Below are 23,444 nucleotides of genomic sequence, written 5' to 3' on the forward strand. Positions count from 1 at the left end.
ACAGCTCCTGAGCCAGATGGGTTTTCCCTATCTCGCCTTTGAAAAAATCCAGATAGCCGGATGCGTCATCACTCGGCTGACCAACAGCCTCCACGAATGCCGATTTGCCAACGGTGTTCACACTGCGAACGTAAAAATAATAATTATGGCCCGGCCTGATATTGATACTGGCGGCTATCCAGTACAGCGCCGTACCAAGATAGCGGGCTGTGGTTTCAACCTGCCTGATATCCGCAATCCGCTTTTCCGAGAACCAGAACTCAAACTGTACCGTCGGGTCATAAACGGCAAGATGCGGCGTGGCGGTTATCTGAAAATAGCCCGGCGTCAGCTCAAGCCGCGACGGCACTGCAGGTGCGGCAATCCGGAACGATACCGATGCCGGATCGCCCTGCTGCCCCCACGCATTTACCGCCCGGACTGTCAGCCTGTAGTTCCCTGGCGCCAGCTGCGTGAAGCGGTATGTGGTTTCCGTCGTCCGGGCCGTGCTGACCAGCCGCTCACTGCCGTCATCCGCTGCCACGGTCAGGCGAAGCAGGAAGCTCACGCCCTTCACCACCTTCGGCGTGTCCCAGCGCGCCAGCACCTGATATTCCCCGCTGTCTGCGGTGACTTCGGCGGTCAGGTGCTGCACCGCTGGCGGCGTGACACCATTCACCGTGCCGCTCTGGTCGCCGTCAAAGTGCGCCCCGTTATCCACGATGGCTTCTTTTTCCGGTACATGCTGCACGGCAGTGATGGCATACGTGCCGTCATCGTTCTCACGGATACTCACACAGCGGAACAGGCGCTGGCGCAGCGTCGGCAGCTTCAGCCCCCACACACTGTATTCTGCAACGCCGTCAGGAACCCGGTTCACTTTCACCTTAAGTCCGTCGGTGACGGACTGAACCTCCACGCTGACCGGATTACCACTTCCGTCAACCAGGCTTATCAGCGTGGTACCGGAGGATGGCAGCGTGATTTCACGGTCGAGCGTCAGCGTCCGGGTCTGGCTGTTCACCGCCAGCACGCGACCACCGGTGCTGATACCGGCATAGTCATCATCGCAGATTTCAATGACATCCCCCGGTACATGGCGAAGCCCTTCCGCACCCACGCTGAAGTCCACGGTCTGCGTCTCCAGCAGTTCCGTTTTAATCAGCCACAGCCCGGCGCGGTGTGCCTGCCCCCGGCTGGTACAGCCAAAGGCATCCATCTTCGTGACATTACGACCGTAACGGGCAATGGCCTGCGTATCTTCAACAAGCTCTGTCGCCGTCTCCCAGCCGTTGTCCGGGTCAATCCAGTTCACCTCAACGGCATTATGGCGGTCCTTCAGGGCGCTGAAGCTGTAGCGGAACGGCGCGCCATCATCCGGCATCACCACATTACTGCGGTTATAGGTCCACACCTTATCCGACGGTCGGTCCTGCACGAACGTCAGCGTCTGCCCGTTCCATACCGGCATACAGCGCATCGCCGAGCAGAAATCACTGAGCACATCCCACGCCTTGCGCTGTGTGGTCAGGTACGCATTACAGGTGATGCGCGGCTCCGTGCCGCCAAAGCCGTCCGGCACTGACTGGTCGCAGTACTGGCCGATGACATACAGCGCCCATTTGTCCACATCCGCCGCACCAAGACGTTTCCCCATGCCGTAGCGTGGATGGGTCAGCATATCCCACAGACACCAGGCCATGTTATTGCTGTATGCTGGCTTAAACGTTCCGTCCCAGATACCGCTGTATTGCCGAGTCTGCGGGTTATAGTTCGACGGCACCTGCAGAATACGCCCGCGCAGATGATAATTACGGCTCACCTGCTGGCTGCCGAACTGCTCCGAATCCACCTGTACGCCGACCAGTGCCGTGTTCGGGTAGCACTGTTTCACATCGATGATTTCGGTGTATGACGACCAGAGCGTTTTGTTCTGCAGCTGGTCTGTGGTGCTGTCCGGCGTCATCCTGCGCATCCGGATATTGAACGGGCGCGGCGGCAGGTTACCCACCACCACCGATGCCAGATACTGCGAGGTGGTTTTGCCTTTAATGGTGATGTCTTTTTCCGTCACCCAGCCACCATTACGCTGTATCTGAACCAGCAGGCGGACTTCCGACGGATTCCGGTCCCCCTTTGAGGTGGTTTCCACCAGTGCCTGCACGCCGAAGGTAAAGCGCAGACGGTCGATGTTTGCCGACGTGATGGTCCTGGTAATCGGCGTGTCGTACTTCACTTCCGTACCCAGCACCGTCTCGGAGCCGGAGGATTCAAATCCCTCCGGCGGTGTCTGCTCCTGCTCACCGGCCCGGAACACCACCGTGACGCCGGATATATTGGTATTCCCCTCACTGTCCAGCACCGGCGTACTGTTCAGCAGCACGCTTTTTAATCCATCCACCGGACCTTCAACCGGCCCTTCGCTGATGGCATCGATCACACTCAGCAGCTGCGTGGACTTCAGGTTGTCCTTCGCTTCGCGCGGGGTATGCCCCTTACTGCTGCCTTTACCCATTCGTCATGCTCCATAAACGATAAAACCGCCCGGAGGCGGTTTCACATAAAACATTTTGCATCAGCGACCAATCACCACAACCTGACCACCATCCCCTTCGTCTGCCGTGCTGATCTCCTGAGAAACCACGCGTGACCCCACGCGCATTTCACCGTACAGAACCGGCAGAACATTGCCCTGGGCAACCATGTTATCCAGTGAAGAAAAATAGGTATTCTGTTTGCCGTTATCCGTTGTCTGTGTGCGGGGGGTTTTGGGTTTAGGGGCCAGCATCTGTGCAACACCGCCAAGCGTCATACTGGCACCGAGAGAAAACAGCAGATTACTCGCCATAATTCCTACCCCCGGCATCCATATAGCAACCGCCATAACAGCCGCCCCCAGCACAGCCTGAAACACACCGCCACTTTTGGCTCCTGCCAGACGCGGCACGATATGGATCACGGCACCATTTTCCAGCGGCTCATTAAGACGGGCAGACAATTCGGTTTCACCTGCATCACGCCCGGCAATGCGTACCTGGTACCAGCCGTCGCTCAGTTTCTGACGAAATGCCGGGATCTGCATGGCCAGCGCCCGGATGGCTTCGGACCCCGTTTTCACTCGAAGGTCGATGCGGCGGCCAAATCGTTGTAAATCCCCGTAAAGGCAGATGCGTGCCATGCCCGGTGACGCCAGAGGGAGTGTGTGCGTCGCTGCCATTTGTCGGTGTACCTCTCTCGTTTGCTCAGTTGTTCAGGAATATGGTGCAGCAGCTCGCTGTCACCACAGTAAATGGCGGCATGATTCGGCACCGATGAACCAAAACAGCACAGCAGCACATCGCCCGGCTGCGCCGCTGACAACGGCACCTGATACAGCCCTGTGGCCTCCAGATTATCCAGATAGAGATTCTGACCGTTACGCCACCAGTCATCCCCGCGATGAAAATCCGGCATCTCAATTCCCGCCAGATGGTAAGCGTCCCGGAACAGCGTGTAACAGTCCGTTACCCCGTGCTCAAAGCGCCGCCCGGTGAGATGCGGCACACAGCGGAATTTATGAATCGCCCCCCGGCAGACCAGCCACCACGGCAAATCACTCTGTACCTGCAGCCGCCGGTCGGCCTCACTCAGCCAGGGCAGACCACCGGGGTGGCTGTGGACCAGCGCCACAATCTCTCTCTGCATTTCTGCACTCAGCCAGTCCTCCGGCGACATCCGGAAATACTCCTCCGGCTCACCGGAGATATTCACGCAGGGAAAATATCTTTCCTCCTCCGGCGTTCTCACCACGAAGCCGCACGACTCCGCTGGCGCACATCGCCGGGCGTGCGCCAGAATCGCTGATTCTGTCTCTGTCATGGGATTTACTGCGAAAGTTTGTTAATGGAAAGGAAGCTGCCAAAGTTGCCGACATTATTGCGAAACTTACAGCCACTCAGGCATTTGCTGCATTTATCCTTCGTGATATCGGACGTCGGCTGGTCATATTCATCCGCGACCGCCGGACCGCTATAACCGCACTCATCGCCGCGATAGGTCCAGGTGCAGGTGTTGGCCAGCATGATACGTCCCGGAAAAACAGCGCCATCCGTTTCAGTCGGCGTGGACAGTACAAAAGAGGCACTGACCGCGCTCAGTTCGCTGCACTGCTCGATGCGCCAGCGGCTGATCACCTCCTGCTCCGGATCGGCTTCGCTGTTTCCGTTGACGAAGTTCACCGCATCCAGAAAGCGGGCGTAAACCTTACGCCGGACCACCGTTCCGCCGACCAGACTCTGCAGATCTTCCGCCATCCCGGTGATCATGCCGTGCAGGTTAGAGACCGTCAGTGTCGGACGGGCAGCACTGCCCTTGCCGTTCATCTCAAATCCACTCCCCTGAATGGGATAGGCCTGATACTGCCGACTCTGCCAGGTGACAGACTCACCTTTTTCGTTCTGCTCATTACAGAAAAAGTAGCGATCCCCGCCTACCTCGGTCAGGTCGATTTCCCAGAGCACCACGCTGGCCGACTGCTCCGCACGAATGCATTCATTCAGCGTTTCCTGTTGTATGTCCTGCATCAGATCACCACTTCGTCAAACTGACACGAAAAATCGGTATAGGTGATATGTTCTGTCGCTGACCACGTTCGACACACCACTCTGATTTTTCTGTTAATACCCGGCGGGCGCCAAAAAAAAGATTTATAGCCTTCATGCCGGGCTAAAAATTTTTCAAATGAATCACGTTCATTCGCCTCAACTTTGAAATCACAGGTGAAAACGCGCAGAGAATGATTAAGTCCATTTGGACTTCGTTGCTCATAACCATCGCCAAATCTTACAGTTTTTATCGATGGTTTATTTTCTGTTTTCATTCCATCCTCTGGTAACCAGTGAAATTCTTCCGTATTAGCCACTTAACATTCCCCCATCACGTCGCATATTTAACAGATTGCCCTGCACCCGCTGATCAACCATCCCCATAAGTGCTTTTATTGCCTGAGGGCCAATCTCTCCATTCTGGCCGTCATTTTGAATAGTGATTTGGTATACAGGGGCATAGGTAATATCTCCGCCTCCATTACCACTTTTACTATTAATAGCTCTGACACCAAGAGAACCATCGGAAGTTCGTGTTAATGGCATAATGGCTTCCGGTCCAGCCTCACCAAAAACACCAGCCCCTTTTGCAAAAGCAAAAAATTGCGGGGAATCATAAATACCGTTCGAATACGTGCTCAATGACGGAGACTCATAAACACCGCCCTTTGCATTCGGAATAAATTTACTAATAGCACTCCCGATAGTTCCTAAAATCCCCCCAGAAGAACTGTTACTAATGCTGTCGAAAATCCCAGTAATTGAAGCCTTTAATGCTATTCGACTAAGATCCGAAATCACGGAAGTAGCGAAAGAACGAAAATTTGCCTTGCCTGTCGTGACAAAATCACCCAGCGCATCGGTCATCCCATCAAACATCTGAGTCGTGGTTGATTTTATCTGCTCACTGATATCCTTAGTGTCATCCAGCCAGTTATTGAATCCCTGGGAGGCACCACTAACCCAGTCTCCTGCCTGAATATCGAGCTGCTCGTTTTTCTGTCTGACAATTTCTTTTTCCCGTTCCAGAGCATCATTCAGAGCCTGCATTTTCTCTTGAAAAACATGATCTGACATTCCACGGGATTTATCTGCATAGTCACGTTCAAGTTGCAGACGCTGATTGTTATATCCATGTTCAATCCGCAGTAATTCCTGCTGGCGTTGCTGATTTTTATCGCCAACCCCATAACCAGCAATCTGAATATCATACCCCTGCTGACGATTATCAATCGAAGCCTGCAATGAATCACGCCATGCTGTTATTTCGGCGGATTCCTTGATTAGCCTGTTATTTTTTTCAATCGCAACATTTTTCTCCATCAACGTGGTTATTTCTTCCCGGTGTAAGAGAAGCGATTTCTGATCCTGGGTTAATTTCGATGATGGTCGTGACTCTAGGTCGGCAATCCGCTGACGCCACTTAACCAGTTCCTGTTCAGAGGAACTTAATTTAACGGTCAACTCAGCTTGTGAACTTAGTAACGCATTCTGTTGATTCAGATGATCAATCATTCGTTGGGCTGCATCATCAGAATAATCTTTCGCCTTTGGTTGCTTTGGATCTTTATAACGCTCATTTATTTGAGCGATAAGATTATTATATTCTTCCTTTGAATACTGATTCTTTAGCTTTTCCAGTTTTGCAAGTTCACTAGCTCTCTGCTGCTCCCGGGTCTGATATTGTTTTGAAAAGGCATCTGCTCTCTGTCTGAGTTCAATTCCTTCCTGTTGTCGCTTGTTGTAATCGTTTATTGATGAATTTAGTACGTCCTGAGCAATTTTTTCTGCTTGAAGTACGCCCAATTGCTGCTTTAATCGTGCCAGCCTTTTATTTTGAGCTCCGCCATCTCCAATGCCACCTAACCCGAAAACTCCGGATCGGGTATTTTTTTCTATTTCATCAATTTGACGGAGAACATCTGAGATTTTTTGATCAAGGGAGGCCTCACGGCCAATATCCAGCATGGAATCCCATGCCCATTTTGCGGAGTCTGCGACAGCTTTCCATGCAGTCTCAAGATAACCAAGATTTTCTTTAATCTGGTTGGTGCGCTGGATCATTGAGGATGAGTATTCTTCTGTCGCAATGCGGGCGGCCTCCTGCTGGTTCCCTTCATCCTGTAGCGCCTTAATCTGGTTATAAGTCGCAAGTGTCAGAAAATGGTACTGATCATTAAGTTTTGATATGGCACTGACAGGATCCTTTGCAATTTCATTGAAGTCATTAACCAGTTGTTCGGTTGATATTCCTGTTACTTCGCTCGTTTTTACTATCGCTGTCGTCACTTGCTCCAGCGAACTGCTCGCTACCTTTCCCGAACGCACAAGCTGATTTAATACTGCCGCCGCAGCACCAGTTGTCGAATCAGCCGCATTCCCGGCACGTTGAGCTAAATCGCCCAATTGCCCGCTGGTTGTCCCCAACTGATTTCCGGTAAGAATAAGAGATTTATTAAATTCGTCCTGCTCCTGAGAGCCTTTATAGTAAGCCAGTCCTAAGACCCCAACGGCTGCTGCGGCCAGGGTAAAAGGATTAATTAATCCCAGCACATAAGAACCTACCCCTTTGATCGCCGGGCCAATCCCACCGAACATATCTTTTAGCTGGCCGCCCTGCTGCATTAACACCATAAATGGCGACTGACCAGTGGACAACCCAACAACAATATCCGTCATTTGTGCAGGCAACATGCGCATAGCAAAAGCCGTTTGTTTTGCCGACATTCCGGTTTTGCTTAATTGTGATTGAGTAACCTCAAGCTCACTCCGCATAGCACGAAGTTTTCCAGAAAGCTCCTCATACATTTCAGGAGAAAGCATCCCCTTAGCTTTTGCTTCATTGAGCTGTTTCTGTTGTTCTACCAGACGATTAAAAGCAGTTCCGACAGGATCAAGTTGAGCAATCAGACGTTGCAAAGCAACAACCTGTTCATCATGCGCTTTTGCTGCTTCTCGCTCTGCCTGAGCCTCTCCGGTAAGCTCTCGCCGTGTTTCCTGTATTTTTCGGCTATAATTCTCAAACTGAGAACCATTTATTTTCCCGGATGCAAACGCAGCATTAAGTTCATCATGCTGTTGTTCAAGATTTCTTAGCGCCGCAGCCAGAGGGTCGATCTTGTCCAGCATTCTTTGAAAGGCCTGAGCCTGCGCTTCCTGCTGGGCGGCAGCAAGTTTTCCGGCCTTCTCGGCTTCTCTCTGCGCTTGCGCAACCCCGCTCAATTCCTCTGTGGTTTCATTAAGTTTACGGACAAGAAATTCATATTCTTCTTTATCAATAAGCCCTTTATCGAAAAATTTCTTTAATTCAGAATAGCGTCGACCGACAGTATCAATTGCGGCACCAACTGGATCAATAGCTGCTTTTAATTTTGCGAGCGCGTTCTTCTCATCTTCTGTTGCCTTAGTCACTTTCCCTGCGCTATTTGCAGCAGTTTCCCCAGCCTGCGTCATTTTGACTAATGAGGAGGTCAGATTGTCAGCATTATTTTTCGCTCCAGTGCTATCAATAATTATTGCGAGACGCGAGGTTTGCTCTGCCATTTATTAAAACTCCTGACAACAAAAAACCCACCGCGAAGTGGGTTTCAGGCGACATAATAGTAGATATAGCGATTACGAGGCCACGCAATGCTTTTCTCCAGGAGCATCATCGATTTAATTAAAGACACCATCACATCTCTGTAACAGAGTGTACGTAATTAACAACTACACACACTGCTCCTGAAAATACTGGTCATCCAGTGCAAAGATCACTGCTTCAAATTCATCGCGCTCAATCAATACCGGATGAGTGGCTAAATATTCATTTATCTCTGTCAGAGATAAAGGCAAAGGCACCCCAGCCATTCCAGCATAACGTCGGGCACGGGATATTACCGAATAGGCGTACAACAACTCCTTAAGCACCGGGTCTATTTCTGGTTCCGGTATCGGTGGCAACCTGAGTTTTTCTCGCTTCCATCTTGCCTTTTCCCCCCTTTCTCCCCCGAACTCCGATAACCACCGCTGGGCAGCTATGGCTTTTTTATCGTATCCTGCTTCTGCTGCTCTTTACCCTGGGCGATGCTGGCTGCTTCTGCAAGGATCTGCCAGTACAACTCTGGATTCTGCTTAAGCAGCGCGATCCCTCGTTCTGCCGTATATTCCAGTGCAACCTCAACACCATTAACCAGTTCACCAACCCCTTTCCAGTCTTTCAGCAGATAACGAGCGGCATTATCAATGAGTAAATCATCAACAGAATCCACCTCGGAAACCTTTGAAATATCAAACTCCTTCGTTCCGACGTGCAAACTGGCATCCATTTTCTCAATGTGGCGACGGATTAATGCATTACGGGAGCGATACTGATCGTTATCGCTGCTTGCCACCAACAGTTTTAACCCGTCTACAGGTTTTAAGTCCTTCATTGGCGTAAACCAGCGTTCTCCACCAATGATAATTTTCTGATTAAGAATAAACATCCATAACCTCATTCAATGCGTCCCCCTGTAGGGCAGTACCACAGGAGGAATAACGGAAAATCAACTAATCGCCTCAGCACTGGCTTTTGCGATCACGGCAGCCGGGGAATTTTTTTTTCTGGTTATCGTAGGTGCTTCATCTGCTGCGGTAATGCTCAATTGAACCTGGATAATGTCGCTATTACCCCCATCAGGCCATTCACCTGACACCTGAACCTTCGGGAAACTGAAAGTGTATGCCCCCTCTCCATTCGAAAGCGTGAAGCTGAACGGAACTGTTTCTCCAGTCAGTGTTTTACTCCAGATTTCCCACGCGGCTTTAGACCATGAAAGCGTCACCGTACCGGACGGTGTAAAAGTAGTCGGAATATTTGCTCCTGCATAAGGCGAGCCAGTCCCGATACAACGCTGTGTCTGGAGTTTGTTATCGAACTGAATATCAAAACTGTCGATACAAAAACCGTTACCTCCGGCAACACCATTCAGGCTTACTGCTGAAACCTCCTTAAACGAATAACGTAGCTTTCCTGCACTATCCACAGGTTCGCCTTTGATAAAATTCGTATCATCGGCCTTTGATTCCCAGTCCAGTCCGGCAAAGGTTACGGTCGCTGTAATATCGCCGTCGTTAGGGATCTGCATTTTCCATGAGCCAACCTGCGCTCCTCTGACGACAGAGGCAATTCCGACATCGGACGCATAGGTCGCCAGAGAAAATGTTATTCGCTCATTCCCCATTGTCAGAGAATCGCCTGACCATTCCGCGCCGAAACAGGATGCAAGAAAATCATCATGTTGACCCCAGCGAAATTTGGTACCAACATCACCGCCGACATCCACAGTGCCAGGCGTCGCCCCCTGAGCCATCCGGGAGCCACCAATCTCATTATTTTCGCCTTTATTCTGGGTGGGTTTTACTCCCCAGCTTGTGCGTTTTAATAAACTCCAGTCACCACTTGCTGGCGTAGTGCCTGCAACCGTCTCCCGGATAAATGCCGAGATAACCTTTGCACCTGAACTCACAGGAGCCTCCTATGTCATTAATTGCGCTAGAGCGCGCGATATGGAATTTGAAGATTAAGCTGGAACCAGCCATTCTTTTCGCCAACGGCTATTGAGGAAACAGCCTGGTAACTGAGACGATCGTCATCCTGAAACTCAAACAGTTCCCGCAATTTATCGGCTGTCTCAGTAATGAGTTTTGAACCAGAACCTGCGGGGACAAATAACTGAATAATGATTATCCCCGTGCGATAAACAATCGGCCCCGCGCCAATTTCATTAACTCCAGCCTGCCCGGGAATATTACTTAACCGCGCCCAGATTAACTTACCGGAAGGATCGAACGTTGGCGCGTTCGGATACAATACGTCTTTTCCATCAATAATCGTCTGTGCCGTCATTCTGGAAATAACCGTATTTCTGATTTCAGTAAACGTCATTTGTAAGCCTGTAAAACACCATGAAAAGCGTTGGCATACACGCCAGTTGGCGCTTGTTGTGAATGACCGTTTTCAAGAGCCTCTGCATAAGGAAGGTTATTCTGGATATAAATAACTCCGTAATTTGCAGCTTTCGAAATAACCCCGATCCCACGCTGAACAGCAATCGTACCGTTCGGATCCACGTTATCAGATATACCAAAATCGGGATGCTGTAACGACACCAGGTTGTTATTTCTGAAACGTCCGGTATCAACCGGAGCAGCAATATCAATAGCAGTAAGAATCTGAATAGCGATGTAGCGAATCTTCAGCCCTACATCTTCCTCAATCATCCCGGCAAATATTGACGGTTCTATATCCCATGCCTTTGCCATTTACGCTCTCCTTAACTGGATAGAGTAAACTGATGCGGAAGGATCTACACTTGCTGTAATTACCTCGTATCGTTGTAACTGCCTTGATACAGGATCATAAATCTCAATAATATGGTCGACAGCTGGTTTATCCGTAACCTCGCATACCAGAGCGGTTAATTTAAGGTCACCATGCAAAATATTAATCCCATCAATTCTGCCCAGCTTATAACGTGTCAACACGCCTCGCCCGGTATAGATTGCGGTGGATTCGCCGCCAGTTTCCGTCACAGGATCCCAGTGCCGGTGCGTAACGTAAGAACCAGAAAAATCACTCACGGCGTCCGCTAAATCCTCATCAAAAGCAGCGGCAACCTCTGACTGAATCTCTTCACGAAGCCCCATTATCCCCCCCTCACAACCCTGACTTGTGAGCGACTAAGTCCGTACGGTTTCAGCAGTGCTATCGCAAGCTGTAAATCGGGTTCAAGCAATGCAGTGCTGTTTGCTGGCAACTCAGAAAATGATTTCGATACACTGACCCCGTCAGCCGACACGGCTTTACTGATAACAACGCCAGAATCATTTTTCTGCTGAAACAACTTACCGAATGAGGCAATTCTGGCTGCATATGCTCCCGCAAGTTTTACCTCTTCCGGAATACGGGATGGGTTAATTTTCAGGTTGAAGCCATTAAGCCAGGCATTAGCCATTAAAACAGCTTTATTTTTAGCGTTCTCACTCGTCCAGGCGTTCCCAAACGCATTATCAACGTCATCACAGGTCACGTAAGTGATCATGTGTTACTCCTGAGTTTTCCAGCCCATAGCCTTCCAGTTGTCAACTTCATCAGGATGAACATTAGCGATAGTTGGTGCGCCGGGAAACATCTGATAATCGGTCACCATAACCACTAACTCAATTTGCGTTTTTTGTGCGGCTTCACGCTGTGCTCTTTGCTCTTTAGTTAATCCGGCCATATGCCCCCCATTAAAAATGGGGCCGAAGCCCCGTTTGAATGTTTAACCAAGAATCAGACAACCATGTGCCGGCTTCACTGATGAAACACCCCATGCCAGTCCAACTTCATAGCGCACCTGGCGATACTGACGATACAGTGCAATCTGGAACGTAATCCCTGAAATCGGGTCCGTAACATTCATTACATCATCAGCATTATCGCCACCTTCCGGCATTGCCGGAGTACGGGATGCCAGCAGAAACGCGTTGCGATCAAACGCCATATTTGCCGTAAAGGCCCCAACAACTGTGATGGCAGTATCATCGGCCAGATCCTGACGCAGTCCGGGCGCTGCAAGAGTAATCAGATTGCTGGTCGCTGCTGCCACAACATACTGATTCGGATCACCAGCGAACGTAACAATCTGACCTGCAGAAATACTCCCCGAACCAGTATCAATGGAAATAAGAACATCGCCTTCTTTTTTCTCTCCATTCACGAGATAACCAGTTGCAGCAACCTTTGGCGCTCGTTTCACACCTGCCGAACTGTGAATATTGAATCCCTCCAGACGCCCCAACACGCCCTCACGCAGTAGCTGTTCAGTGCCGGATTCATTCACTTTAAACAATACAGACTGTTTTCCGCGCAAATTAGCAATGGCAGTGGAGCCAAGCACCATCTGCAGATCGGTTGTCGGTGCGCCGTTATCCTCCAGAACCTGACGAGCCAGAGCAGCATCAGAAAGATCATCTTTAACACCAAACGGCGTTGTCCCTGCGGTTCCCACGGCGCGGGAAGCACCGAAATACAACGCACCAAGATCAGCCTCAACCTCGTTTGCAAGGGCGCGAAAAGCCTGCTTGAACTGATCAGCCAGAATGGTGTTGTAAGTCCCTGAAGGGCCAAGAGCCAGTTGTTCTTCACCATTCCATTTAACCGGTGCCATTTTGGATTTAGTAATTTTTACATCAACAGTGCCAATATTTTGATCACCGGTATTCGGAGCTGACGGCCCCGGTACGATATCTTCGGTTTTCGCCTCAGGCGCAACTGGCGCGGTTACCGTCTGATCTTTTGCTGCGGCGTCAGCTTTTACGTTTTTTGCTACCGCAGGGATAAAACCTACCTGCTCACGGGATACAACATCCAGGGCGGTATAAATAGTCGGGATCAACCCGGTCAGGGTATTTCCAGCCATAATTAAATATTCCTTAAAAATTTGCGTAATTGTGAATAGATGGAGTAATGAGCTATCCAGCCCTGACACCAGCTCCCATCCGGAAGCTGACAAATGTGTTAATCAACGATTGTGATACCGTCTTTCAATGCGTTTTGCTTACCTGCAACATCCAGTGCATCAAAAGCAGAGCGTTTCATCGTTTTCTGACCAATATCATGCTGTGTCGGACGGGAGCCGCCGCCATTGTTGCCACTGGCTTTCAGGATGTAGTCTTTCTGAGGGTAATTTTCGACAAGGAACTCCAGCGCCTCATCAAACTGCGCCAGTTCGCCAGGCTTCGCGCGGGAATAAATTTTGTTGCCGGAAGCGTCATAAGCAACGATCTTCCCTTCTTCCACTTTGAATGCCTGCCCGAAGCGGGCTTGTAATAAATCTGCCGGGATCGCAATTTTATCGGCAATATATTTTGAACCCGCAAAACTACCGCCAATCATAGAATCGTAAAGCTGCGTCTCCAGCATCTGAGAGCGTTGCTTTTCTTCATCTAATTGCTGCTGAAAATTTTTCGTAATTTCTGCCTTAACCTGGTCAACCTGTCCCGCATCGATCAGCTTTTTCTGGTCGATTTTTAACAGCATTTCCAGTGCCTCGATCGCCTTCTTCGGGTCTTCGATAGCGGCAAACTTAGCCAGTTTTTCCTCTGCAGCTTCTTTAGCCAGGCGATGATTTTTTGCCTCGCCATTAAGCTCTGTAATTTTTTTTATCGCCAGCGGTGCATCGAAGCCGATTTCTTTACCATCGTCGTGCACATAAACTGGCAGGCCAGCAGTATCAATTTCTGCGTATTGTTTTCCGTTAATCTCGACCGTTTTCAGTTTCATATTAGTACCTGGTTTAAGTCTTCCGACAGTTACGCTGCTCACCATCCGGATCGCAGCAATAAAAAAGGCCACCCGAAGGTAGCCTGTTGTAATAAATGATTTATTTAAATCCCTGCTTTTCTGAATACCTGTGCATCACGCTCACGGAGTTGCTTCAGCGTCAGCCATTCGCCTTTATCGGTGTAAAATTCATCTGGCGACATACCGCCATCCCGAATCAGCTTTGCCCGGGTTTCCCCCACAATCTGTTTTTGTCTGGTGTAAGGCTGACGCAAAAACCATTCCCTGTAGGTTGTATCTCCGGCCACCACGCCATCCATGCTGGCCCGCTCAGCCGGGGAAATATCACGAACATCAATACCCAGTTCCTTCGCTGATTTCAGAATGAACGTTTCCGTTGAGCGGCAGCAGAAATGAATTTTTCCCGGCCCATGCAAATAAGGCACACTGTGACCTACAGGTTTATTATCCAGCGTATATTTGAGGCGATCCCTGATTCGACATTGTGGCGTAGTACGATTATCAAGCGTTGATAACCATTGCTTACCCTTAATCAAATCATTATTCGCGCTGGCAAAACTCTCACGGGCAGTAGCAGCAAGATGTCCAACCGCTGTTTTTGCAATGCTGGCCGCATTAGCCCGGCTCATCTGCAATGCACCATCCTGAAATCCCTTGCTGACATGTCCCCGAATTTTTCTTGCGATCTGCTCATTGGTATCCCCCAGCAAAAAACCCTGACGCACCGTATTTGTTATGCGTCTGAGCCGATCCGCCTCAAGATCCAAGGCCCACTCACTGAGCAGTCGTCCCTGGAATGGTCGCGCCATTGCAGCGGCGTAAAGTGCATCAGAAGATATACCAACCAGAGGGTGAACATCAGCAACAAAATCAGGTAGCAGAGAATCAAACAGACTTAACTGATAACCAGCCTCATAAATTGCCAGCTCGTTCAGCTCTCCGGAGAGACTGGTAAACATGCTGTTAATAGCAGCGCGGTTAACCTCTCTGACACTCGCCAGAAGTGACTCCAGGCGCGTAACGGTAAAACTACCAGGATCGAGGCTGTCCAGTGCTACCAGCAGGCGAGCTGTAAGCTCCGCATCGCTGTCATTCAGTATTTTCACCATTCTGGCAGCCACACCAGTGCTATAGCGGGATATCCAGACTGCATGAGCAATTGATTCATCACGCAGCCGTTCATTCACGGTTTGCATCATTGATTTCCATCAACATTACACTCTGATTTTTTAATTCATCGATCACATCCTCTGGACGGGAATCCTGATCGATAAATTTCAACGCCTGCAACACCCGAACCGCATCAATCTGACGTATATCACCGCCCTGACGCAATGACTGAACAGCCAGCGCGGAGGATGAGTCAAACACCTGGGCAGATACATCCAGTTCAGTGCGCACATCCACATTGCCACCGCAACTCTCTCCGCTCCATTCCGCCATTATCTGGAGAATATTATCGAGGGCATCTTCGAGGGAGTTCGCCATTGTATAAAGCGGCGAGTGTTCCTGCATCCGCTCTTCATTAGTCTGATCAACAGATTTGGTGGATGTATTTTCAGCCCGCAGAAGTTTAGCGCCGGCATGACGCATCTGATTTTCCAGCTTCTCAAGTGATGTTTCGCCAGATTCTATCGCTGCGCCACTATGTTCAACATATTCGAGGCCATTTTTTGTTCTGTCCTCAAAAATCGTAGCCGTGGATGCACCAACCGTCAGTTCTTCATTCCTGTCCAGCCCGTAGGCCACCAGCAATGGAACGCGGGCAACATGAAGAATATTGTCCTGCTCGCTCTGGCTTTGCCAGTGCTTGATATTCAGCAAGCCAAGATTAAGCAATGGCGGTGTACCACGCATAAACCCTGTTTTCTTCGTATACAGTGTTACCAGAGGAATATCATCACGGCTGGTATTCCATGACTCATGAAGCATCCAGACAGATTCGCCATTAGTACCTTCGCTGCGTCGATAAATTTCTACTCGACGGGGCATAATATGGCGGATCTGCTCCACCTTCTTCTGCCCGAAATCATCACCATCAATAATGATGACCTCTTTTATACGCAAATCAGTGAGAACAACTTTCCCTTTTTCAACTTTCGATTTCCATCCAATAACCTGGCGTGGATTCAGCATCGTAACGTACGGGCGACCACCGGCCGCGTTTTCATCGGCTTTTGTCCGAATCTCGTTCATATCCGTTCGTGGATAGTCCACCAGCGCATGTGCCACACCATACTGAAATGCGAGACTGAAAAATTGCTGCGCCCACACATCCAGTCGGCTCCCCTCCATGTCGATATTTTCTGCATATTCCCTGATTTTTTCCGGCGTTTCCTCACTCAATACTGTCGGCTCTGCAAATATGCGCCCAATATTTTGTTTGATGCTTTCTTCATACACAGGAAGTAACGTAGCCACAGACAGGCGTTTTTTATAAGCGTCTTCATCTTCATTAGGCCATTTGGGGAGATAATTTTCCCCCTGCCTGCGCATTTCAAGCGTACCGCCCATCAATGCGTCGTTAATATCCCACGCCTCCAGCATATCGTTATAGTCGAGGTTGGGTGTTGATATATCAGCCATAATTAAATCCGAAGTGATGTGACTCTTCCGGTCGGTTTGACAATAGGGAATTGCTTAACGATGAAATAACCTCCGGCATCATTCGGGTGATCATTGCCAGATTTTTTATCAGGCTCCCCCTTATCATCCCAGACCTGTTGCTCCAGAGATTCGGCATATACCGGACAACGCTTCACATTAACTTTATAGCGACGCTCACCATTGGCATTGCAGAACATTGCATTCATTGAGTTAACGCGATCTTTTACTGGCGGGTTCGAGCTGTTCACCACAACGTTAAAACCTGCCTGCTTAAGCTGGGCTATATCCGTCGTACTTGCGTTACTTGATTTTCTGGAATCTCCGGAAGCATCTGGATAAATATAAATCTCCCTCACTTTCCGGTAATCATGCCCGTCATACAGCCAGAAGCGTTCTTTAATGAGGCGGATCATATCCGGCGTATCGTAGGCATTGATGATTTCAGTTACCGCACATGGAAGCCCCAAACGCAGCACATGGACGATTCCCGCCATCTTTCCAACGTTAAAATCCATCCCAATATAAATCGGCTCCCCTGGCTGCTCCACTTCTTCGCAATTATTCAGTTTCCGGTCAAACTGATGGTAAACAGTACCACTTGTCAGGTTAGTAAACCGTCCTAGAAGATAGGCTTTAATCAGCTCTGGAGGGTATGATTCAAGAAGTGAAGGAATGTAATCTGCTGGCAGGTTCTTTTCATTATCGAAAGTAGATGCCTGCACCAGACCATACAGTGAGGCCAGCTCTGTTTTTTCACGCACGGCTTTAACAAACTGCTCGTAGACAAATTTGAATCCTTCCGGCGTGGTTGTAACGTCAATACCGTTGCGAAGTCCATCAATCTTATAACGCATACGCGCAATTATCTTGCGCCACGCCGTTCTGGCTTTTTCCTTCGGCAAAATGTCCAGTTCATCCACCAGCGCATTACCAATTTTGAAACCGACGATCGTTTGTGGCTTCTCCATCGATCTGCAGATAGTGGTTCCCCGATACTGGCGTCCGTAATAAAAGTGAACCTCTTTATTTCCCTCATTAATTTTTACGTTCAATCCCCAGTCAGCAGCAACTTCTTCCACTGTAGGGTAAAAAATATCGCGAATTTGGGGATACGTTGGCGCAAAATATCCCTGATTTATACCTGGATGCTCCCAAATCCCCTTGCATATGCCGCCACACCCAACCCATGTTTTGCCCGAGCCAAAACCAGCAATATAGGCTTTAAATTTATGGGGCATTGAAAGAAATCGCGCCTGAGGCACATTAAGCGTCGGAGAGATCATCTTCATCACTCCTTAATCTGGCATCAACCACATTAATATTGATCGCCACAGGCTGGGGATGTTCATTATCCTCCACCGTTTCGATCTCTTTGCGCAGCTTCTGGTTCTCTATTCTGCGCCGTTCAATTTCCAGTTCCTGTAGCCGCTTATCTGCACATAATGCCCCGCCAGCAGAAAGCAAACGCAACAATTCACGCCGGGCGGCAGCCTTATCCTCCAGCAGGATCTCAACACCGTATTTTCCGAGCTTTGACCCTGCATATAATTGCCGCGCATCCCCATCAAGCAGTGTGGTATCAGCCATATAAAGCTGTCCTGTTCCCTCACCGCAGCACTTCGGGCAATCAGGATTGGGTATGGCGTTATCAACAAAGCCGAGGCCTCCATATTCCGGCTCGGGTTTACCATCTCTGGAGGCCTGTGCCGCAGCCTTATCGAATTCTGCAATATCACGCCACTGGTAGAGATGATTCTCGCCCCAGCAATAACGGCAGTTAACACGGCGAAATTGTGCCAACTGATTGGGGTCGGCCTGGACAATGGCCATCAACTGGCTCACCAGTAAATCCAGGTCTGCGGTATAGCGTTTCTGGTACTGATTGCGGAAGTAGCTGATAGCACGATAAACCCTGGCATTTCTAAGCATACGGCTGGCGTTGCTGTTAGCTGTCGCACCTTGCCCCTCATAACCAGCCAGTCGGTATGCCTCTGTCGGCTTTTTCCCCTGAGCAACCAACATGGCGAATTTTGCCTGCTGGTCAGAAATACCGAATTCATCGGGGCAGAACGAAATTTCTTCCGTGTCCCCCTCAATCAGGAGTGCATCGGATACAGCCTTTTTTTTCTGAGATTTTCCGTTCTGCCTTTGCGCAGTCTGCGCAGTTTTTTTTCGCGCACTTTTTTGCGCAGTTTTGCGCATTTCTTTCTGCGCATTTTTCGGAGTTTTTTTGATGTAACGACGGGCTGTTGCGTAGTTCAGTCCCCTTGCTTCACACCATGCCACCGGAGATATACCGGAGCGGGTGTATTCAGCAATATACTCCTGCTGCAACGCCCCCCAGTCCGGTCTGCTCATCAGTTAGTCCTGATTTTTATCCACCCTGAGTAGTTCGCGCAGAGCAAAGGCATCCCCTTTTCTGGCAAGCTTAAACAATGCCGCTCGTAACTCGGCTTCACCTTTCGCTCTGCCCTTACGGATGGCCGCATAAAAATCTGTCATTGCTTCCCGATTTTCTTTCAGTCGGTTCAGATCAACATCCAGAACGTCAGCGATTTGTTGTGCAGTCATCCGGCACGCTGCCAGAGACTCGACTTTCGAATACGGAATCATTTGTCACCCCCATTGATATGCAGGGTGTCTTCTTCCTGTATTTTTCGTGAAGGATTTTTACTGCAGCGTTGTTCCAGGTGACCTGATGGTGAATGCGTTTATGGCTGGCACCCATCAGTGAGATTTTTACGCACGACGGCGAATACATGACGGAGTAAAAACTTTTAACGTAGGTTCCGGAATCCAGATACAGCTCGGTCATTCCGCCGCTGTTTTTCTGCGTCTGTTTCTGCCCTAACTGGACAGCACCGATCGTCATAAACAATTCACCACAGCGACCGAGATTCGTGTACGTATTCACATCCTCGTTAATGCGCCCCATGAATGAGAACGGTCGATCAACCGAACAGATAAAGCTGTTCATTGCCTTGCGTTTCACCCACGAAGCATGGCCGCCATTGTCACCAAGAAAATCCCCGCCCTGCGACATAGCGATGGAAAGCGCGGGTATTGATTCGTAATACGCCAGCATTTCAGAAAGGATCGCATCCAGTTTCCTTATCGGGAAATAGGCCTGGTCATAGTTGCGATCCACCCGAAACTGGAACTCGTGATAATCATCATCGAGCTGAATGAAGTATTTACACCCGACCAGTTTTGCCAGGTCGAAACAGGCATTACGGGCGTAAAAAATTGAGCGGCGATCACCAAAATTATCGGCTTCGTCAAAACGACTGGCAATATCGGCTTTGGAAAATACCAGCACCTGTTCACCAAATTCAGCCATGTACTGATGCCGTGTCTTATCTTCATCATCAACAACGATAAAAATTTTCCCGGTATAGCCAGCACGACGCAACGTCCGGTAAGTCAGAACTTTGTCCGGTCGCCCGTGAGTCAGAATAAAGGCGCAAAAATCATCACGCATATTCCTCCTCCTCCTCCCCGCCATGCATGATCTCCACCATGCGCTGCGTCATTCGGACAAATCCATTTTCAATAGCCTGCTGATAATCAATGATCACCAGCGCCGACTCCTCGAAAAGGCACTGAATTTCAGCGGGGGCATGAGCGTAATAGTCCGCAATTCTGCTGAAATTAAACACTGTGTGACGTTCTGCCGCACACAGGAGGAATTTCTCAATATCAGGATCAAGGGACGCCGAACGTATCCGGCTGATCAGCTCCTGAGTTTTCGTATCGTCGTACAGTTCACTGATATCCGGTTTACCGCCCGACGGCTCATAAACAGGCGTATCAATTTTCGTCGTATACGGCTCCTCCTCATTTCCTGTACCGGGCAAAACATCCGTCAACAGTTCATCAATTTCTGTCGGGATGAAGCCTGTCAGGGAGACATCAAAATCAGCATTGATTAGGTCCGACAGCTCCATCCGCAACAGATCTTCATCCCAGCCAGCATTCATCGGCAGGCGATTATCTGCCAGGCGGTACGCCTTTTTCTGCTCATCCGTCAGGCCAGACAGAACAATGACCGGAACAGAATCCATTTTGAGCATTTCAGCCGCCATAACACGACCGTGACCCGCAATAATTTCGCCCTTTTCGTCAATCAGCACCGGATTAGTCCAGCCGAATTGCTTAATACTTTCTACCAGTTGTGCCACCTGCTCAGGGCTGTGCGTCCTGGCGTTGTGCGCATACGGTGACAATTCTTGTAATGGGCGATAGACTATCTTTAATTTCTCGCTCATACAGCCTTGCTTTATGAATAAAACGCACCCCAGCAGCCAGTGCTACTGGGGACGGAGGGGTTGCTGGTAAAGTTAGGTATTGGATCAATGAGTGAGTCAACATAATATTAAACTCACAATTATAAATCAGCCATATATTAGGAGCGCCAAAAAAAACCTGAAAACAATATAATAACAGGATAAATTTCAAGGCGACCAAGAATCATAGCTATGCACATTAAACATTTTGCAATGTCATTAAGCACTCCGAATGACGATGCAGTAGCCCCAAAACCTAATCCCATATTATTAATACATGCAGCCACTGTTGCAAATGATGTAAGAAAATCATATCCCATACCATTTAACACCAGTATAAAAAACACCGTGAAGAGAGTATAAAGAAAAAAGAAACTCCATACAGACCTCATTACACGATCTGTAACTATCTTCCCTCCTACATTTACACTCAACAACGCTCTGGGATGAGAAAGCTGATTTATCTCGTGTTTGCTTTGTTTGAAAAGTATAAGAAATCGAAGTGACTTAATTCCACCACAAGTTGAACCTATACATCCCCCAAAGAAACTTGACAACAGCAAAAACACTATCGTGTGCGTGGGCCAACTTGCATAATCCTGCGTAGCTAAACCATTATCAGTGAGCATGGAGCTGGCAAGAAAAAACGAATGAATAAAACTTCCATGCAAGTCATACATACCTATATGCCAGACCTGGAAAGAGGTAACAATGATCACCCCTAAGGCTATTAACAGAAAGAAACGAAGTTCAATATCTCTGATTAAAGGTTTTATCGTTTTCCTGCTAATAACAATATACCAAAGAGTGAAGTTGAAAGCCGATAGCAGGGAAAAAGAACCAGCCACCAGCTCAACCAAATAGTTATTAAAATATCCGATACTCTCGCTATGAGTTGAGAAACCACCAAGCGAAACTGTGGAAATCCCGTGACAAATAGCATCAAACAAAGGCATTCCTGCAAGTCTATAACAGACAATACAAGCAATACCTAATAAAGAATAAGTTATCCACAGTGTCCGTGACGTATCGGCCAGGCGGGGAGTGAGTTTGTCATCCTTAAATGGCCCCGGCATTTCTGACTGATAAAGCTTTGCACCACCAATACCCAATAATGGCAATACAGCAACCGCCAGAACAATAACTCCTAAACCACCTATAAAATTTAACTGTGACCGATAGTACAAATATGCCCGAGGTAATGAACTAACATCATCAATTACAGTTGCTCCTGTTGTTGTTATTCCAGAAACCCCTTCAAACAGAGCATCAATGAACGTTAAATTAAGTTCTGAGTCAATCCATAAAGGGAATGCACTAATAACAGAAAACAAAATCCAAAACATTACAATTATAATAAACCCATCACGGGTACGTAATTGAATGCCAGATTTCTTAGTTGTATACCACGCTCCGCCACCAATGCAAAAAAATATAACGAAAGTTATAAAGAAAACGAACAGGCTTTTTTCTTTATAAAACAATGCTACAACCATTGGTGGCAACATTGAAAGACTATAGAGCCAAACCAGGAACCCACACATATGAGTAACAACTCTTACATGAGATGTATTCATATCTAAATATTCTTTCAATTATAACCACCTTGCTGCAATATTATGATTATACTGTATAAAATTTAACTCCTCTTAGATCTTACTTCACTGTTCCTTATGAAACAATCATCAAAATGAATCATATTGTAGTTAAGATTTTACTTTAAACACTGCTCGGTTATGTATTGCTGAGCACCTTCAAGTTGGGCCTGCATCATTACCAGTCGTTCCCGGAGGGTGAAATAATCCCGTTCAGCGGTGTCTGCCAGTCGGGGGGAGGCTGCATTATCCACGCCGGAGGCGGTGGTGGCTTCACGCACTGACTGACAGACTGCTTTGATGTGCAACCGACGACGACCAGCGGCAACATCATCACGCAGAACATCATTTTCAGCTTTCGCATCAGCTAACTCCTTCGTGTATTTTGCATCGAGCGCAGCAACATCACGCTGACGCATCTGCATGTCAGTAATTGCCGCGTTCGCCAGCTTCAGTTCTCTGGCATTTTTGTCGCGCTGTTCTTTGTAGGCGATGGCGTTATCACGGTAATGATTAACACCCCATGACAGGCAGACGACGATGCAGATAACCAGAGCGGAGATAATCGCGGTTACTCTGTTCATTGCTGACCCCACAAACAGATTTCACGCTCAATCTCACGACGAGTCATGAGACCTTTCCATTGCTTACCGCCAGCATATGTCCAGCGACGTAGCTGATCACATGCGCCTTTGATATCGCCCTGGTTTATTTTGCGAAGAAGCGTCGATGTTCTGAAATTGCCAGCACCCACGTTGTAAACGAATGAGTAAAGAGCGCCGCGCGTTGTTTCCGGTATATCGACTTTGATGTACGGGTTAATTTGTCTGGCGACCGTGGCAAGGTCTTTATTCAAGAGTGTTTTGCATTCTGCTTTGGTATACGTTTTACCGAGCATGATGTCTTTTCCTGTATGCCCGTGACATACAGTCCATACACCAACTGGATTTGCCCCTTTATTTCCAGACACCTGTTATCACTTAACCCATTACTGGCCTGCTGCCGCAGATATTCCCGTGGCGAGCGATAACCCAGTGCACTATGCGGGTGCCATTCGTTATAATGCTCGAACGCCTCTGCAAGG

Annotated in this window: 24 protein-coding genes and 2 pseudogenes; all 26 read right to left on the bottom strand. The window is 48.7% G+C overall.

Annotated elements, in window-relative coordinates; translation table 11 throughout:
- The coding region (locus ACJHXA_RS21955; RefSeq protein ID WP_283512361.1) for a host specificity protein J at nucleotides 1–2,494 on the bottom strand (2,494 nt) is incomplete at its 3' end.
- A 60-nt stretch (nucleotides 2,495–2,554) separates the two neighbouring features.
- On the bottom strand, nucleotides 2,555–3,157 hold the full coding sequence (locus ACJHXA_RS21960; RefSeq protein WP_000090943.1) for a tail assembly protein: 603 nt from the start codon (nucleotides 3,155–3,157) through the stop codon (nucleotides 2,555–2,557).
- Nucleotides 3,094–3,837 (bottom strand): C40 family peptidase, encoded by a 744-nt coding sequence (locus ACJHXA_RS21965; protein WP_001349612.1) that lies wholly within the window; start codon nucleotides 3,835–3,837, stop codon nucleotides 3,094–3,096. Before ACJHXA_RS21965 ends, ACJHXA_RS21960 begins: the two co-directional genes overlap by 64 nt.
- A 5-nt stretch (nucleotides 3,838–3,842) precedes the next feature.
- Nucleotides 3,843–4,541 carry a phage minor tail protein L gene (locus tag ACJHXA_RS21970; RefSeq protein WP_001152432.1) on the bottom strand — a complete coding sequence of 233 codons (699 nt, stop codon included), beginning with the start codon at nucleotides 4,539–4,541 and terminating at the stop codon, nucleotides 3,843–3,845.
- Nucleotides 4,541–4,879: a phage tail protein gene (locus tag ACJHXA_RS21975; protein WP_000024051.1), complete on the bottom strand. Its 339-nt coding sequence runs from the start codon at nucleotides 4,877–4,879 to the stop codon at nucleotides 4,541–4,543. Before ACJHXA_RS21975 ends, ACJHXA_RS21970 begins: the two co-directional genes overlap by 1 nt.
- Entirely contained in the window at nucleotides 4,872–8,105 is a 3,234-nt protein-coding gene (locus ACJHXA_RS21980; protein WP_000840620.1) for a phage tail tape measure protein, read from the bottom strand. Before ACJHXA_RS21980 ends, ACJHXA_RS21975 begins: the two co-directional genes overlap by 8 nt.
- A 473-nt stretch (nucleotides 8,106–8,578) precedes the next feature.
- Nucleotides 8,579–8,938: a protein YdaY gene (ydaY, locus tag ACJHXA_RS21985; RefSeq protein ID WP_012565075.1), complete on the bottom strand. Its 360-nt coding sequence runs from the start codon at nucleotides 8,936–8,938 to the stop codon at nucleotides 8,579–8,581.
- A 150-nt stretch (nucleotides 8,939–9,088) separates the two neighbouring features.
- A complete protein-coding gene (locus ACJHXA_RS21990) occupies nucleotides 9,089–10,051 on the bottom strand; it encodes a phage tail tube protein (protein WP_000094292.1) in 963 nt (320 codons plus the stop codon).
- A 26-nt stretch (nucleotides 10,052–10,077) separates the two neighbouring features.
- Nucleotides 10,078–10,470 (bottom strand): phage tail terminator-like protein, encoded by a 393-nt coding sequence (locus ACJHXA_RS21995; protein ID WP_000144678.1) that lies wholly within the window; start codon nucleotides 10,468–10,470, stop codon nucleotides 10,078–10,080.
- Nucleotides 10,467–10,847, bottom strand: a complete 381-nt coding sequence (locus ACJHXA_RS22000; RefSeq protein WP_001029815.1) for a hypothetical protein — start codon at nucleotides 10,845–10,847, stop codon at nucleotides 10,467–10,469. Before ACJHXA_RS22000 ends, ACJHXA_RS21995 begins: the two co-directional genes overlap by 4 nt.
- Nucleotides 10,848–11,231 (bottom strand): hypothetical protein, encoded by a 384-nt coding sequence (locus ACJHXA_RS22005; protein WP_000524260.1) that lies wholly within the window; start codon nucleotides 11,229–11,231, stop codon nucleotides 10,848–10,850.
- Entirely contained in the window at nucleotides 11,231–11,626 is a 396-nt protein-coding gene (locus tag ACJHXA_RS22010; RefSeq protein ID WP_000634214.1) for a hypothetical protein, read from the bottom strand. Before ACJHXA_RS22010 ends, ACJHXA_RS22005 begins: the two co-directional genes overlap by 1 nt.
- Nucleotides 11,627–11,629: 3 nt before the next feature.
- A complete protein-coding gene (locus ACJHXA_RS22015) occupies nucleotides 11,630–11,806 on the bottom strand; it encodes a hypothetical protein (protein ID WP_000908084.1) in 177 nt (58 codons plus the stop codon).
- A gap of 42 nt (nucleotides 11,807–11,848) precedes the next feature.
- Nucleotides 11,849–12,988, bottom strand: a complete 1,140-nt coding sequence (locus ACJHXA_RS22020) for a P22 phage major capsid protein family protein (protein WP_000918490.1) — start codon at nucleotides 12,986–12,988, stop codon at nucleotides 11,849–11,851.
- A gap of 98 nt (nucleotides 12,989–13,086) precedes the next feature.
- Nucleotides 13,087–13,851 carry a DUF6651 domain-containing protein gene (locus ACJHXA_RS22025; protein WP_000770036.1) on the bottom strand — a complete coding sequence of 255 codons (765 nt, stop codon included), beginning with the start codon at nucleotides 13,849–13,851 and terminating at the stop codon, nucleotides 13,087–13,089.
- A gap of 104 nt (nucleotides 13,852–13,955) precedes the next feature.
- Nucleotides 13,956–15,068 carry a phage minor head protein gene (locus ACJHXA_RS22030; protein WP_001317036.1) on the bottom strand — a complete coding sequence of 371 codons (1,113 nt, stop codon included), beginning with the start codon at nucleotides 15,066–15,068 and terminating at the stop codon, nucleotides 13,956–13,958.
- Nucleotides 15,052–16,458 carry a DUF4055 domain-containing protein gene (locus tag ACJHXA_RS22035; protein ID WP_000763708.1) on the bottom strand — a complete coding sequence of 469 codons (1,407 nt, stop codon included), beginning with the start codon at nucleotides 16,456–16,458 and terminating at the stop codon, nucleotides 15,052–15,054. The genes ACJHXA_RS22030 and ACJHXA_RS22035 overlap by 17 nt, the downstream gene beginning before the upstream one ends.
- Nucleotides 16,459–16,460: 2 nt before the next feature.
- Nucleotides 16,461–17,762: a terminase large subunit domain-containing protein gene (locus ACJHXA_RS22040; RefSeq protein WP_000625347.1), complete on the bottom strand. Its 1,302-nt coding sequence runs from the start codon at nucleotides 17,760–17,762 to the stop codon at nucleotides 16,461–16,463.
- The gene (locus ACJHXA_RS22045) at nucleotides 17,743–18,837 is read right to left on the bottom strand and encodes a terminase small subunit (protein WP_000089446.1); all 1,095 of its coding nucleotides are present in this window, start codon (nucleotides 18,835–18,837) and stop codon (nucleotides 17,743–17,745) included. Before ACJHXA_RS22045 ends, ACJHXA_RS22040 begins: the two co-directional genes overlap by 20 nt.
- 3 nt (nucleotides 18,838–18,840) lie before the next feature.
- Nucleotides 18,841–19,050 carry a hypothetical protein gene (locus tag ACJHXA_RS22050; RefSeq protein WP_000126788.1) on the bottom strand — a complete coding sequence of 70 codons (210 nt, stop codon included), beginning with the start codon at nucleotides 19,048–19,050 and terminating at the stop codon, nucleotides 18,841–18,843.
- Nucleotides 19,028–19,960: a hypothetical protein gene (locus ACJHXA_RS22055; RefSeq protein WP_001204033.1), complete on the bottom strand. Its 933-nt coding sequence runs from the start codon at nucleotides 19,958–19,960 to the stop codon at nucleotides 19,028–19,030. Before ACJHXA_RS22055 ends, ACJHXA_RS22050 begins: the two co-directional genes overlap by 23 nt.
- On the bottom strand, nucleotides 19,953–20,747 hold the full coding sequence (locus ACJHXA_RS22060) for a ParB/Srx family N-terminal domain-containing protein (RefSeq protein ID WP_001291092.1): 795 nt from the start codon (nucleotides 20,745–20,747) through the stop codon (nucleotides 19,953–19,955). Before ACJHXA_RS22060 ends, ACJHXA_RS22055 begins: the two co-directional genes overlap by 8 nt.
- A 137-nt stretch (nucleotides 20,748–20,884) precedes the next feature.
- Complete coding sequence (gene trkG, locus ACJHXA_RS22065) at nucleotides 20,885–22,342, bottom strand: Trk system potassium transporter TrkG (RefSeq protein ID WP_001097895.1); 1,458 nt, start codon at nucleotides 22,340–22,342, stop codon at nucleotides 20,885–20,887.
- 196 nt (nucleotides 22,343–22,538) lie between these two features.
- Nucleotides 22,539–22,724 (bottom strand): prophage lysis lipoprotein RzoD, encoded by a 186-nt coding sequence (rzoD, locus tag ACJHXA_RS22070; protein ID WP_001228688.1) that lies wholly within the window; start codon nucleotides 22,722–22,724, stop codon nucleotides 22,539–22,541.
- A gap of 216 nt (nucleotides 22,725–22,940) precedes the next feature.
- Nucleotides 22,941–23,303 (bottom strand): annotated as a pseudogene (gene rrrD / locus ACJHXA_RS22075) (lysozyme RrrD); the annotation flags it as partial.
- 47 nt (nucleotides 23,304–23,350) lie between these two features.
- Nucleotides 23,351–23,444: pseudogene (locus ACJHXA_RS22080) on the bottom strand (integrase core domain-containing protein); the annotation flags it as partial.

It is taken from the genome of Escherichia sp. WS33, assembly GCF_046486385.1.
In the GTDB taxonomy this organism is placed as follows: domain Bacteria; phylum Pseudomonadota; class Gammaproteobacteria; order Enterobacterales; family Enterobacteriaceae; genus ECMA0423.